This window comes from Bifidobacterium erythrocebi, from assembly GCF_012932675.1.
Classification (GTDB): Bacteria; Actinomycetota; Actinomycetes; order Actinomycetales; family Bifidobacteriaceae; genus Bifidobacterium; species Bifidobacterium erythrocebi.
The window spans coordinates 477803-491522 of record NZ_JAAIIF010000008.1; the positions used below are offsets into that span (position 1 = coordinate 477803).

Below are 13720 nucleotides of genomic sequence, written 5' to 3' on the forward strand. Positions count from 1 at the left end.
CGGACCCATCCGTCCTGACGTTCCGGAGTCCGCTCAGCGGTTCACTCCTGGCTGAAGCCGACGGTGTGCACGTAGATGCTGTCGGTGCTGCCCGGCTGGTGCTCGCCCTGAGCGGAGCTCAGCACGACGATCTTGTCGCCATCGGCGACCTTGCCGGCTTCCTTCAGCACCTTGTCGGTGTATTCCATCAGGTCGCGGCGGGACTTGTCGTGGTAGTCCTCGTCGACCAGGAAGGATTCGGTGCCCCAGCTCAGAGCCAGCCAGTGGTAGGTGTGCTCGTTGTTGGTGATGCCGAAGATCGGGACGGCCGGGCGTTCGCGGGACACGCGGTGCACGGTGGAACCGGTCTGGGTGTAGGCGACGATGGCCTTGGCGTTCAGCTTGTCGGCCAGGTCGACGGCAGCGGAGGACACAGCGCCGGTGGAGGACATATCCAGGTTCTTCAGCTGCGGGATACGGTCGAAACCGTGCTCGGTGGCGAAGGAGGAGATGCGGCTCATGGTGTTCACGGTGACTGCCGGGTACTTGCCAACGGCGGTCTCGTTGGAGGTCATGGTGGCGTCGGCGCCGTCGAGGACGGCGTTGGCGCAGTCGGAAGCCTCTGCACGGGTCGGGACCGGGGAGTTCACCATGGAGCCCAGGACCTCGGTGGCCACGATGACCGGCTTGGCGTACTGACGAGCCAGCTCGATGCAGCGCTTGGTAGCCAGCGGCACCTCTTCCAGCGGGCACTCAACGGCCATATCGCCACGGGCGACCATGATGCCGTCGAAGGCCTTCACGATAGCTTCGAGGTTCTCCAGAGCCTGCGGCTTCTCGATCTTGGCCACGACCGGGATGCGGCGGCCTTCCTCGTCCATGATCTCGTGGGCGCGATCGATATCGGTGGCGAAACGCACGAAGGACATGGCGATGATGTCGGCGCCGGTGCGGATGGCCCAACGCAGATCCTCTTCGTCCTTCTCGGTCAGTGCCGGCAGGGACACGGCGACGCCCGGCAGGTTGATGCCCTTGTGGCTGGACACGGGGCCGGCCACGACGACCTTGGTGTACACGTTGTTGCCCTCGACCTTGGTGACCTCCAGGCGGACCTTGCCGTCGTCGATCAGGATCGGGTCGCCTGCATGGCAGTCGCCCGGCAGACCCTTGAAGGTGGTGGAGGTGATGTGCTCGTCGCCCTCGATGTCGTCGGTGGTGATGATGAATTCCTGACCTTCGGTCAGCTGGACCTTATCCTCGCCGTCGGCGTTCTTCTTGAACCAACCGCAGCGGATCTTCGGACCCTGCAGATCGACGAGGGCGGCAACGTTGCGACCGGTGGCCTTGGCGGCGGCGCGCAGGTTGTTGTAGACCTTGAGGTGATCTTCCGGGGTGCCGTGGGAGCGGTTCAGACGAGCCACATCCATGCCGGCCTCGACAAGGCTGGTGATACCTTCGAGGGTTTCGGTAGCGGGACCGATGGTATCTACGATCTTGGCTTTACGCATATTGCCTATTCCTTAACTTCTTCTGCGGTTGTATTGCAACGGACAAGGTCGACAACCTTGTCTTCCACGGGTCAGTCTACTCGCGGGTTGTGCGATAAACACCGTTTGGCCGAATTTTTATGTTAGCGCTCACAATTATAGTCCACTCGCTTCATGCTGTGCCACAATCCCTGGAATTCCAGCATTTTCAAAAGCATGTTGCACGCAATGGTTCGCCCGACAAACAAATTGGTTCCCACATGAAAAAACACGGTCGGCGTGCAGGACGGCACCGGATTGCCGCCGCTCCCCCACGCCCCAAGCGCGTGCCTCCACATAGCACAAGGCGGGTCTGAAACACTCAGACCCGCCATACGCACAACGCCGAACCGATCAGCCGTTACTTGGCTTCCGGCTCCATCTTGCGCATCTTCAGCACGGACAGCAGCGCCGCGCCGCCGATGGCCACGACGATCACGGCCAGCGAAATCCACGTGGGGATCTCCGGCGCCCACGGCACCGGATTGCCGCCATTGATGAACGGCAGCGTGTTCTCATGCAGCGCCTCCAGCACCAGCTTCACACCGATGAAGCCGAGCACGATGGACAGACCGGCGGGCAGATACACGAGCTTGTCGAGCAGCGCGCCGAGCAGGAAGTACAGCTGCTGCAGGCCGAGCAGCGCGAACACATTGGAGGTGAAGACGATGAACGGGTCCTTGGTCAGGCCGAAGATCGCGGGGATCGAATCGAAGGCGAACATCACGTCCGTGGTGCCGATGGCAAGGAACACGATCATCATCGGCGTCCAGTAGCGCACACCTCCACGGGTGGTACGCAGCTTCTCGCCATCGTATTCGTCGGTGATGTGCACCACCTTGCGCAGCGTGCGGATCACGCCGTTCTCCTTGTATTCGTCGTCATCGTCGCCGCCCACCACGAGCTTGACGGCGGTATAGATGAGGAACGCGCCGAAGATGAAGAAGATCCAGGTGAAACGGCTGATCAGCGCCGATCCGATGAGGATGAAGACGCCACGGAAGATCAGGGCGAACGTGATGCCCACGCTCAGCACGTATTTCTGAATCTGCTTGGGGACGGCGAAATTCGACATGATGATGACGAACACGAAGAGGTTGTCGATGGACAGCGAGTATTCGGTAAGCCAGCCGGAATAGAACTCGATGGCCGGCTTGGACCCGGCGAAGAACCAGATCAGACCGCCGAAGATCAACGCCATGACGACGAAGAACGCGATGTGCCGCACGCACTCCTTGGTGGATGGGACGTGCGGCTTACGCCCGATGATGAACAGGTCGACGATGAAGAACAGCGCGAGCACCACAAACGTGGTGATTTCAAATGCAAGGGGTGTTTCAGCCATGCGAACCATGGTACGGACTGGCTCTGACGGCTCGACGGAGCCATTCTGCGGGAGACGAACGCTCCCTCCCCCGCTCCGCATGCCATGCCCGGCAGCGCACATCGGGCATGGCATGTACCGGTCGTCCTACTTGCTGGCCTCGGTCATCTGCCGCAGTTCCTTCTTCAGATCGCGGATCTCGTCGCGCAGACGCGCCGCCAGCTCGAACTGCAGCTGCTCGGCGGCGGTGTGCATCTGCTCCGAAAGCTGACGGATCAGATCGGCCAGATCCTGCGCCGGCAGACCGGCCTTGAGCAGGTCCTCGTGGCGCTTGTCCGCTTCCCTCTCGTCCAGGGTCGGCACGCCCAGGTGCGTGTTGCCGGCCTTGCCCGCATTGCGGTACCCGCCGTCAAGCAGGGTCTGCGTGTCCACGTCCTCTTTGGCGAGCATGTCGTTCACGTCGCTGATCTTCTTGATCAACGGCTTCGGGTCGATGCCATGCTCCTTGTTGTAGGCGATCTGGATCTCACGGCGACGGTTCGTCTCGTCGATGGCCTCGTGCATGGCCTCGGTGATGTTGTCCGCATACATGAGCACGGTGCCGTCCACGTTTCGCGCGGCACGGCCGATGGTCTGGATCAGAGAGCGGTACGAGCGCAGGAACCCCTCCTTGTCCGCATCCAGAATCGCCACCAGTGACACCTCGGGCAGGTCAAGGCCCTCGCGCAGCAGGTTGATGCCCACGATCACGTCGATCTTGCCCTCGCGCAGCATGCGCAGCAGCTCCACGCGCCGCAACGTATCCACATCCGAATGCAGGTACTCCACCTTGATGCCGCGTTCCAGCAGGTAGTCGGTCAGATCCTCCGCCATCTTCTTGGTCAGCGTGGTGACCAGCGTGCGTTCGTTGCGTTCCACACGGGCCTTGATCTCGCCCAGCAGATCGTCGACCTGGCCTTCGATGGGCCGCACCTCGATCTTCGGGTCGACCAGACCGGTCGGACGGATGATCTGCTCGACCACGCCGTCGGAAAGTCCCAGTTCATAGTCGCCGGGCGTGGCGGAAAGATACACGGTCTGGCCCACCCGCTGCAGGAACTCGGGCCATTTCAGCGGCCTGTTGTCCATCGCCGAAGGCAGGCGGAACCCGTGTTCGACCAACGTACGTTTGCGGGACGCGTCACCCTCGTACATCGCGCCGATCTGCGGTATGGTGACATGCGATTCGTCGATGACCAGCAGAAAATCGTCGGGGAAGAAGTCGAGCAGGGTGTGCGGCGGCGTGCCGGGAGCACGTCCGTCGAAATGCCGCGAATAGTTCTCGATGCCCGAGCACACGCCCACCTGGCTGAGCATTTCCAGATCGTAGGTGGTTCGCATGGAGAGACGCTGCGCCTCCAGATCCTTGCCCTGGTTCTTCAGCTCGGCCACACGGTCGTCAAGCTCGGCGCGGATGCTTTTCAGCGCACGGGCCATGCGGTCGGGACCCGCCACGTAATGCGACGCCGGGAAGATGTGCACTTCGGTCTCGTGCGAGATCACGTCGCCCGTCAACGGGTGCAGCGTGGAGATGCGGTCGATCTCGTCGCCGAAGAACTCGATGCGGATGGCCAGTTCCTCGTACACGGGGATGATCTCGACGGTGTCGCCGCGCACACGGAACGTGCCGCGGGTGAACGCGATGTCGTTGCGCTTGTACTGCATGTCCACGAAGGTGCGCAGCAGATCGTCGCGCTCGATCTGGTCGCCCTCGTGCAGGAACAGCATGCGCCCGGCATACTCCTCGGGCGTACCCAAACCGTAGATGCAGCTGACTGTGGCCACGACCACGCAGTCGCGCCTGGTCAGCAGGTTCGCGGTGGCGGCGTGGCGCAGTCGCTCCACGTCGTCGTTGATATTGGAGTCCTTCTCGATGTACGTGTCGGTCTGCGGAATATAGGCTTCCGGCTGGTAGTAGTCGTAGTAGCTGACGAAATAGCTCACCGCGTTGTCGGGCATGAGCTCGCGGAATTCGGCACACAGCTGCGCAGCCAGGGTCTTGTTCGGCTCGATGATGAGCGTCGGGCGCTGCAACCGTTCGATCAGCCATGCGGTGGTGGCGGTCTTGCCCGTGCCGGTGGCGCCCATGAGCACCACATCGTTCTCGCCGTTCTCGATGCGCGTGGCGAGCTCGTCGATGGCCTTGGGCTGGTCGCCGCTTGGCTTGTACGGTGCTTTGACTACAAACGGCTTGTTCGTGCGTTCAATGTTGAATCCCATCGCAACCCCTCTGCCGAGCTTCTACGCTTTCTCGTTCCATTGACTATACAGCCTATCAACCTGTTCGAACATTTGTTCCAACGGCTGATCGGAGTCGATGACGTCGTTGGCGATGGCGCGTCGCTGCGCTTCGCTGGACTGATGCCGGATGCGGTCGCATGCCTGCCGTCTGGTCATGCCGCGCGTCTCGATCATGCGTTCGATGCGCGTCTCTTCCGGGGCCTCGACGGTGACGATACGGTCGAAACGGAACGGTATGGAGTCGATGACCTCGGCAAGTAGCGGGATGTCGTGCACGATGACCGCATGCGGGCGCGATGCTCGTTCCTGCTGCTCCAATCGTTCTGCCTCGCGGTAGATCAGCGGATGCTCGATACCGTCCAAATGTTCGCGTGCGCCCGGTGCGGCGGAGGGGCCGAACACATGCTCGGCCATCCATGCACGGTTCAACGTGCCGTCGGCGTTCAGAGCATCCGCGCCGAACGCCCCGACGATTTCGGGCAGCGCGGCACCGCCGGGCTCGACCACCGCATGCGCCAACGCATCGTAGTCGATCAGGAACGCGCCCAATCCGGCCAGCCGTGCCGCCACCGTACTCTTGCCCGCGGCGATGCCGCCCGTCAATCCGATTCTCATACCATGCACACCGGTATCGTACCGCCTGCGGTACTCGGGCAGCGGCATACGGAACACAGATGCAATCAGCCTTGGACGATCCGCGCCCACTTTTCGCTGATGGCCGGCTTTGCCCTGTTCTCCATGCAATCCCATACGACCGCAAACCATGCGCCGGGTTTCCTGTCAACGGTGACCCTGAACAGCGCCTGACGAACGAGATCGATCGCAATGCACAGCATGAACATCACCAGGATGAGCACGACATTGAGCATCAGCCCGAACCCCGCATTCATGCCTGCGGTCAGCTCGTCGATCCAATGCTTCACGGCAAGCGTGAGCGGCGTGTACTTGGTGATCACATAGGGAGCCAATGTGGCGGAGGCCATTATGTTGATCGCCTTGGAATGGGATTCCTCACGCTGATATGCCCACATCAGCAGACCCAATGCCACGAACAGCGAAGGGAAACTCCACGGCTGGCTCATGTACGTGTAGTTACGGCCCAATTTTCCGATTGCCCCGGCCACGGCCATAACACTGTCAAAGCAGATGCCGACGCCCAGACCAACGGCAAGCAGCATGGTCTTCAACCGGCGGGAACGCAGCAGATCGTCGTGATACCAGCGCACGTAGGAAAGCATCACGTACTGGTACAGGAAGAGGAACACGCTCAACTTCATATTAAGCGGGAAGAAGGGAATCACGCCCCATATGGCGAATGCGCTCAAGGCCAGACCACGATGAATCCGCTCGCCACACGCACGCAGGCAGGCGTTGATGAAGGGATGGAGCAGCACGAACAGCACATATGCCGTCGGATACCACCATAACTCCGAAATCACGGGAGCGACGGACGAGAGGCCCGCCTTGGCCAAGGCGCCTTTGGAAGCGAAGAACGGATAGAGGCCAAAGCCGAACTGGAGAATCGCAAGAACCGCGAATATGCCGATGGCGTAGAACCACAGCTGCTTTTCCAGCTGCCATACACGGCGGAAGGCCTTTTTGCCCGTCGGGTTCGACATACACAGGTACCATGAGGTGATCCCGAAGAAGAGGCAATCCCCCAGACCCCAGAAATCGACGAGCATAACGCTGATCCAGCGGATCGGAATATCACCGCTCAATATGTATTTGCGTGCAACGAAATGGCATAGCGTAATCGCAAGCATGGCTACGATGCGCAGGAACTCGAAGTTCGAGTTTCGTGTCGTCTCTTTTCCCATCTTCCCGTCTCTTCCCTGGCCAAGGCATATGAAGCATACGACGATGAGCCTTGGCCCAACGCCGTCAATGCGCTCTTCCCCTTGCGCGTATCCGGCAGAATCCTTCCCAAGAATGTCATAAAACACGGCATTCGGCATGCTTCCAGCCAAATCGCGGACTAGCCGATGAAACCTTATGGGACATGGAGACAGGGCGGGAGGCTCTGCGCCCATGCAGAGCCGATTCAGGAAAGACAACGAGAGCCCGGCCGGATAACCGGTCGGGCTCTCGTTTCAGCTAATAGCTGATGCGTTGCAACTTATTCTGCAGTTATTACCGTGCAGTGGCTGCGATCAGCTCACTCGCCGAGCAGCTGGTCGCGCAGGGCGGCAAGCTGGTCGGAGTCGGCGAGGGTGCCGTTGGAAGTGCTCTCGGAGGAGTAGTTGGACACCTCTTCGACCTTCTCTTCCTTAGCGCCCTGACCGTCGGCAGCGGCGGATTCCTCCGCGTGCTCGAGTTCCTTGGCCACGAACTCCTTGTGCTCTTCCCACAGGTCGTGAGCGGCAGCGTACTGGGATTCCCACTCTTCGCGCTGCTTCTCGTAACCGGCAAGCCACTCGTTGGTGTTCGGGTCGAAGCCTTCGGGGTACTTGTAGTTGCCCTCTTCGTCGTACTCTGCCGGCATGCCGTACAGAGCCGGATCGAAGTCCTCGGAAGCCGGGTCAACGGAATCGTTGGCCTGCTTGAGGGACAGGGAGATGCGGCGACGATCGAGATCGACGTCGATCACCTTGACGAACACGGTCTCGCCCGGCTTGACCACGGTCTCCGGGTTCTCGACGTGACGGTTGGCGAGCTCGGAGATGTGCACCAGGCCCTCGATGCCGTCTTCGACGGAGATGAACACGCCGAACTGGACGATCTTGGTGACCTTGCCCTTGACGATCTGGCCGGGAACGTGGGTGCGGGCGAAGCGCTGCCACGGATCCTCCTGGGTCGCCTTCAGGGACAGGGAGATGCGCTCACGGTCGAGATCGACGTCGAGCACCTCGACGGTGACCTTATCGCCGACCTTGACGACCTCGGACGGGTGATCGATGTGCTTCCAGGAAAGCTCGGAAACGTGGATCAGGCCGTCAACACCACCGAGATCGACGAATGCGCCGAAGTTGACGATGGAGGACACGACGCCTTCGCGGATCTGGCCCTTCTTGAGCTGGGAGAGGAAGGTCTCGCGAACTTCGGACTGGGTCTCTTCCAGGTACTGGCGACGGGACAGCACGACGTTGTTGCGGTTCTTGTCGAGTTCGAGGATCTTGGCTTCGATCTTCTGACCGATGTACGGGGAGAGATCGCGCACACGACGCATTTCGACCAGGGATGCCGGCAGGAAGCCACGCAGACCGATGTCCACGATCAGGCCGCCCTTGACAGCTTCGATGACGGTACCTTCGACAACGCCATCGGCTTCCTTGATCTTCTCGATGTCGCCCCAAGCGCGCTCGTACTGTGCACGCTTCTTGGAAAGAATCAGTCGGCCTTCCTTGTCCTCCTTGGTGACGACAAGGGCCTCGACGGTGTCGCCAACCTTGACGACCTCGTCCGGATCCACGTCCTTCTTGATGGAAAGCTCGCGGGAAGGAATCACACCTTCGGTCTTGTAGCCGATATCCAGGAGCACCTCGTCGTGATCGATCTTAACGACGGTACCTTCGACCAGATCACCATCATCAAAGTTCTTGATGGTGGAATCGACTGCCTTGATGAAGTCCTCTTCGGTGCCGATATCGTTGATGGCGACCTTGGCGACTTCGTTATTGTTCTGTGCCATATAAATAAATGGTTTCTTATAGTTGGTGGATATTACTCGATCTTCAGTTATGTGAGCGCCTGCCGAAAGCCCGCGATATCGATTTGAGATACGGCTGTTTCTCAGCAAACACCCATTTGTTCAGTCTACAGACACCCAGCCCCAAAATTCTAGGCGTGTCGTGGCGCATTTCGCCCCTCCGGCATCCGTCAGCGTTCGGCGGCGTGCCTTTCGGCGGCTTCCACGACATTGGCCAGCAGCATGGCGCGGGTCATCGGCCCAACGCCGCCCGGATTCGGCGTGTACGCGCCGCTCTTCTCGCGGCATGCCGGGTCGATGTCGCCCTTGATGCGGTAGCGGCCCGCCTCCTCGTCGAACACGCGGCTCACGCCCACGTCGACCAGCACGGCGCCGTCCTTCACGTCCTCCGGCTTGACGAATCCGGCGACGCCCATGGCCGCCACGATCACGTCCGCACGGCGCATGTGGTCGTGCACGTCCTTGGTGCCGGTGTGGCACAGCGTCACCGTGGCGTTCACGCCGCGGCTGGCCAGCAGCAGTCCGATCGTGCGTCCCACGGTGATGCCGCGGCCGAGCACGCACACCTCCTTGCCGTTCAGGTCGATGTCGTATGCCTTGAGCAGTTCGATGATGCCGCGCGGCGTGCACGGCAGCGGCGTGGACACGTCGCCGCGAACGTGCAGCACCAGTTCGCCCAGATTGTACGGGTGCATGCCGTCCGCGTCCTTGGCGGGGTCGATCATGCCGATGATCGCATTGGAGTCGATGCCCTTGGGCAGTGGCATCTGCACGATGAACCCGGTGCATTCCGGGTCCTCGTTCAGTTCGCGCACGGCCTGCGCGATCTGTTCGAATGTCGCGTCCTGCGGCAGTTCGCGCTTGATGGAGCGGATGCCGACCTCCGCGCAGTCGGCGTGCTTGCCGGCGACGTATTTGACCGAGCCAGGGTCCTCGCCCACCAGCAGCGTTCCCAGGCCGGGCACGATTCCCTGTTCCGCCAAACGCGCCACCCGTTCGCGCAGGTCTTCCTTAATCCGCGCGGACACGGCCTTGCCGTCGAGTTTTATGGACATGCCATCCCCTTCTTATAGGTTCCTGCGCCCGCGTTCGCGAGCACTACGATAAGATATCGTATCGGCTGCGTCGACGTGCGGCCGCGAGAAAGGCGGAATGTGACCATGCGAACGAATCGTGCACTGGGCAAATGCGCTGCCGCGTTGCTTGCTTCGGCGATGTTGCTGGCGAGCGCGGCGTGTGGTGTCGGCGAGGGGCGTGCCGGCGAGGCGTCGCAGTCCAAGCCTGCGGCGAAGACGGGGGCGATCAGTGTGGTGGCTTCGGTTGGCCAGTGGGGTTCGTTGGCTTCGCAGATCGGCGGTAAGGGCGTGAAGGTGACGTCGATTCTGACGTCGACTGGTGTGGATGCGCATGATTTCGAGCCGAAGACCTCGGATCTGACGACGTTGAGCAAGGCCGAGATCGTGGTGGCCAATGGTGCGGATTATGATTCGTGGGCCACGAAGTCGTTGTCGCGCGATACGACGGTGGTCTCCGCCGGTCAGACGGTGGGTGCGACGACGGGTGATAATCCGCATCTGTGGTTTTCGAAGGATGCCCGTCAGGATATGGCCAAGGAGCTGACCGCCGCGTTCTCGAAGGCGCGGCCGGCGAAGAAGGCGTATTTCAAGAAGCGTTTGCAGCAGTGGCAGCGTCAGGAGAAGCAATTGGATGCTTCGATGCAGAAGTTCGCTTCGGGGCATGGGAAGGCCACGTATGCGGCTACGGAGTCGGTGGCGTATTATCTGATGTCCGATCTTGGGGCGAAGGATGTGACGCCGCAGAGCTATCTGCAGGCGGTGATGAATGGCGGTGAGGTCGCGCCGGCCGATCTTCAGGAGTTCCAGGAGCTGCTGGAGGCGAAGAAGGCCGGTGTGCTGGTGAATAATCCGCAGGAGTCGTCGGAGATGACGAACATGATCACGGGTACGGCGAACAAGGCGGAGATTCCGGTTGTCGATGTGACCGAGCAGATGCCAGGAGAGTACGAGTCGCTGACCGATTGGATCGGCGCGCTGGTGGATTCGATCACGACCGCGATCGACCCGGAGTACGGTTGCGTGGCGGATGACGGCGATGCCGATGATGCGGATTCTGGCGACTCGAAGGATTCCTCGCAGGATGCGCAGTCGGATGAATCCGGACAGTCCGGCAAGTCCGATGCCGACGCCTCCGGTGACGCGAAGGGGTCGAAGGATTCGGATACGTCGTCCGATGCGTCGTCCAAACAGAAGAAATGCGCTTCGACCGATGGCGATGCCGCCGCGTCCGACGACGCGAAATCCAAGAGCGGGGACTGAGCCATCGTGTAATACGGTTTTCCTTCTATCTGGTTATCTCGCCGTGGCCTGTAATCAGGCCACGGCGTTTTTTGTGTTCCGATCCCCTCTTCGCCCCTTTTCCTTGTCCGGTCCGCCTGTCCCAACGACCCATTCCTTATTGAAAACGATTGTCAACATCATTCGCGATAATCGAAGCATACGAAACCATCAGCACCGTCAAGGAGGCACGGCCATGCAAAGCCAGCCAGGGTACGCCATCGAACTGAACGACGCCGCGGTCAGGCGCGGCGAACGCACGATCTGGCAGCACGGCACCTTCGCCATCCCCACCGGCTCGGTGACCGCCATCGTCGGCACGAACGGCGCAGGCAAGACCACCATGATGAAGGTCGAACTCGGCCTGCTGCCGCTCTCCCACGGCAGCGCCACCATCCTCGGCGCGCCCGCCGGCAAGGCCAACGCATCCATCGGGTACGTGCCGCAGAACTACGCCGCAGGCATCGAATCGAACCTCACCGCAGAACAATCGGTGCTCCTGGGACTCAACGGTACCCGCTTCGGCCTGCACCCCATCACCCGCACCCAACGCGCCAAGGCATACCAGGCCATGGAATTCGTCGGCATCGCAGACAAGGCGAAATACCGCCTGGCCGAGCTCTCCGGCGGACTGCGCCAACGCGTGGCCATCGCACAGGCCATCGTCTCCGACCCGAAACTGCTGATGCTCGACGAACCCCTCGCCAATCTCGACCTCGCCTCGCAGCGTTCCGTGGTGCACCTGCTCAACCGACTCAACCGCGACCTCGACATGACCATCCAGGTCGTGGCGCACGACCTCAACATGCTGCTGCCCATCCTCACCGGCGCGGTATACCTGCTCGACGGGCACCCGCACTACGCGGACATGCGCCAGGTGCTCGACTCCGACCTGCTCACCCACCTGTACGGCACCAACGTGCAGGTCGTCACCACACCGCAAGGCGACATGTTCGTCACCCCCACGGCGGACGAACCGGACGATGCCGTCCAAGACATGCACACCGTCGACGAACTCGCCCGCATGCACCAGCACCGGGCATGACCCACAGGCCAGCGCCCAGACGCTCCCCGTTCTAAGCACTCATCCGACCTATTCGACCACGACCTATTCGACCAAGGACACCCCATGACCAACATCGATTTCAGCTTCGACCCGAACTGGATGGAGACGCTCACCACCCCGTTCATGGCGAACGCCTTCATCGCAGGACTCTGCATCGCGCTCGCCGCGGGCGTGATGGGCTATTTCACCATCGTCCGCCATTCCACATTCGCCGCGCACGCCCTGGCGCACATCGGCCTGCCGGGTGCGACCGGAGCCGTGCTGCTCGGCCTGCCCGTCTCCCTTGGCCTGGGCACGTTCGCGCTGGGCGGCGCGCTGGTGATCGGCGCGCTGGGCAAGCGCGTGTCCGAACGCGAGATCGCCACCGGCACCGTGCTGGCGTTCGCCACCGGCCTGGGCCTGTTCTTCGCGCGGTTGTCGTCGTCCGCCTCATCGCAGATGCAGTCGATTCTGTTCGGTTCGATTCTGACGATCACCACCGGTCAGCTCATCGGATTCGCACTGTTCGACGCGCTGCTGATCGTGGTGCTCGCCGTGATCTACAGGCCGCTGCTGTTCAGCTCGCTGGACGAGCAGGTGGCGCAGGCCAAGGGCGTGCCGATCGGTGTGATGAACGTCGCATTCATGGCCATTATGGCCGGTGTGATCACGATCGCCGTGCCGGCGGTCGGCACGCTGCTGATCTTCGCGCTGGTGGTCACGCCCGCCGCGACCGCGAACATCCTCACCGGCACGCCGTTCAGGTCGATGGTGGTGGCCGGACTGCTCTGCCTGGCCTCCATTTGGGGCGGGCTGGTGATCTCCGCGATGTTCCCCGCTCCCCCGAGCTTCATCATCGTCACCCTGTCCACGCTGTTCTGGGTGATCGCCAAGATCGTCGGGGCCGTCCGCCGCAGGTAGCCGCCCACGCATCGCCGCGCCACGCGCCGTATGGCGCTCCCTCAGGCATCTGCTAAGGTATGTCCCTTGTGCCTGCCCACGGTAGAGAACGGAAACGGGCAGGACAGCAGATGACCGACAGAGGAGAAAGGACAAGCGATGACGAACAAGCAGCATGACGTGAACAAGCAGGGCAAGAAGGAACAGCAGGAAGCGCAGGAACGCAAGGCGAATCGTCGCACGCTGATCACCATCGTGGTCGTGGCGCTGGTGGTCTGCCTGTGCGCGGGCGGATGGCTCATGTGGAACAAGCATCGTTTCGCCACGGCGAAAGAGACCTGCGCGCAGACCTCCGACACGCTGCGCGTGACCATGAACGAGTACAACAATCTGGTGAACACCGACGCGAACGATGCCAGCGGCATCACCGCCGATCAGGTCAAGGACCCGAAGACCGTCAAGACCCTGGCCAAGGAGCTGGAGGCCCAGGCACCCGAATACATCGCCTGCGCCGCCGACAATATGAAGGACTACGACGCGATCACCAACAAGCTGAACGATCAGATCTCGTGGTACAAGAGCCACACCGCTTCGCTGCAGAAGGCGGTCGACGCCGTGGAGGCCTCCAAGAAGTAGCAAGCACGGTTCCCAGGCGCACCGGCC

General features: G+C 61.5%; 11 protein-coding genes. 4 read left to right on the forward strand and 7 right to left on the reverse strand.

Annotated elements, in window-relative coordinates:
* Positions 1-41: 41 nt before the first annotated feature.
* The 7 genes from pyk to G1C98_RS05765 form a co-directional block, all read right to left on the reverse strand.
* Complete coding sequence (gene pyk / locus G1C98_RS05735) at positions 42-1487, reverse strand: pyruvate kinase (protein ID WP_169080066.1); 1446 nt, start codon at positions 1485-1487, stop codon at positions 42-44.
* 379 nt (positions 1488-1866) lie between these two features.
* Positions 1867-2850 carry a TerC family protein gene (locus tag G1C98_RS05740; RefSeq protein ID WP_169080068.1) on the reverse strand — a complete coding sequence of 328 codons (984 nt, stop codon included), beginning with the start codon at positions 2848-2850 and terminating at the stop codon, positions 1867-1869.
* A 126-nt stretch (positions 2851-2976) separates the two neighbouring features.
* Positions 2977-5088 (reverse strand): excinuclease ABC subunit UvrB, encoded by a 2112-nt coding sequence (gene uvrB, locus G1C98_RS05745; RefSeq protein ID WP_169080070.1) that lies wholly within the window; start codon positions 5086-5088, stop codon positions 2977-2979.
* A gap of 21 nt (positions 5089-5109) precedes the next feature.
* On the reverse strand, positions 5110-5724 hold the full coding sequence (gene coaE, locus G1C98_RS05750; RefSeq protein ID WP_169080195.1) for a dephospho-CoA kinase: 615 nt from the start codon (positions 5722-5724) through the stop codon (positions 5110-5112).
* A 65-nt stretch (positions 5725-5789) separates the two neighbouring features.
* The gene (locus G1C98_RS05755) at positions 5790-7142 is read right to left on the reverse strand and encodes an acyltransferase family protein (RefSeq protein WP_169080072.1); all 1353 of its coding nucleotides are present in this window, start codon (positions 7140-7142) and stop codon (positions 5790-5792) included.
* A gap of 125 nt (positions 7143-7267) precedes the next feature.
* Positions 7268-8740 carry a 30S ribosomal protein S1 gene (gene rpsA, locus G1C98_RS05760; protein WP_169080074.1) on the reverse strand — a complete coding sequence of 491 codons (1473 nt, stop codon included), beginning with the start codon at positions 8738-8740 and terminating at the stop codon, positions 7268-7270.
* Between the two features lie 188 nt (positions 8741-8928).
* The gene (locus G1C98_RS05765) at positions 8929-9813 is read right to left on the reverse strand and encodes a bifunctional methylenetetrahydrofolate dehydrogenase/methenyltetrahydrofolate cyclohydrolase (protein ID WP_169080076.1); all 885 of its coding nucleotides are present in this window, start codon (positions 9811-9813) and stop codon (positions 8929-8931) included.
* Positions 9814-9918: 105 nt separating this feature from the next.
* On the opposite strand from G1C98_RS05765, the gene G1C98_RS05770 reads away from it, so the two are divergent.
* From G1C98_RS05770 to G1C98_RS05785, 4 genes are all read left to right on the forward strand, one after another.
* Positions 9919-11094, forward strand: a complete 1176-nt coding sequence (locus tag G1C98_RS05770) for a metal ABC transporter solute-binding protein, Zn/Mn family (protein ID WP_169080078.1) — start codon at positions 9919-9921, stop codon at positions 11092-11094.
* A 214-nt stretch (positions 11095-11308) separates the two neighbouring features.
* Positions 11309-12157 carry an ABC transporter ATP-binding protein gene (locus tag G1C98_RS05775; protein ID WP_169080080.1) on the forward strand — a complete coding sequence of 283 codons (849 nt, stop codon included), beginning with the start codon at positions 11309-11311 and terminating at the stop codon, positions 12155-12157.
* A gap of 84 nt (positions 12158-12241) precedes the next feature.
* Entirely contained in the window at positions 12242-13078 is an 837-nt protein-coding gene (locus G1C98_RS05780) for a metal ABC transporter permease (RefSeq protein ID WP_169080082.1), read from the forward strand.
* A 138-nt stretch (positions 13079-13216) separates the two neighbouring features.
* Complete coding sequence (locus G1C98_RS05785; protein ID WP_169080084.1) at positions 13217-13693, forward strand: hypothetical protein; 477 nt, start codon at positions 13217-13219, stop codon at positions 13691-13693.
* Positions 13694-13720 lie beyond the last annotated feature (27 nt).

Coding starts and splice junctions, on each gene's coding strand:
- uvrB (WP_169080070.1), bottom strand. CDS start 5,088: ATGGGATTCAACATTGAACGCACGAACAAGCCGTTTGTAGTCAAAGCA.
- rpsA (WP_169080074.1), bottom strand. CDS start 8,740: ATGGCACAGAACAATAACGAAGTCGCCAAGGTCGCCATCAACGATATC.
- G1C98_RS05785 (WP_169080084.1), top strand. CDS start 13,217: ATGACGAACAAGCAGCATGACGTGAACAAGCAGGGCAAGAAGGAACAG.
- G1C98_RS05780 (WP_169080082.1), top strand. CDS start 12,242: ATGACCAACATCGATTTCAGCTTCGACCCGAACTGGATGGAGACGCTC.
- G1C98_RS05775 (WP_169080080.1), top strand. CDS start 11,309: ATGCAAAGCCAGCCAGGGTACGCCATCGAACTGAACGACGCCGCGGTC.
- G1C98_RS05770 (WP_169080078.1), top strand. CDS start 9,919: ATGCGAACGAATCGTGCACTGGGCAAATGCGCTGCCGCGTTGCTTGCT.
- G1C98_RS05755 (WP_169080072.1), bottom strand. CDS start 7,142: ATGGGCGCAGAGCCTCCCGCCCTGTCTCCATGTCCCATAAGGTTTCAT.
- pyk (WP_169080066.1), bottom strand. CDS start 1,487: ATGCGTAAAGCCAAGATCGTAGATACCATCGGTCCCGCTACCGAAACC.
- G1C98_RS05765 (WP_169080076.1), bottom strand. CDS start 9,813: ATGTCCATAAAACTCGACGGCAAGGCCGTGTCCGCGCGGATTAAGGAA.
- coaE (WP_169080195.1), bottom strand. CDS start 5,724: ATGAGAATCGGATTGACGGGCGGCATCGCCGCGGGCAAGAGTACGGTG.
- G1C98_RS05740 (WP_169080068.1), bottom strand. CDS start 2,850: ATGGCTGAAACACCCCTTGCATTTGAAATCACCACGTTTGTGGTGCTC.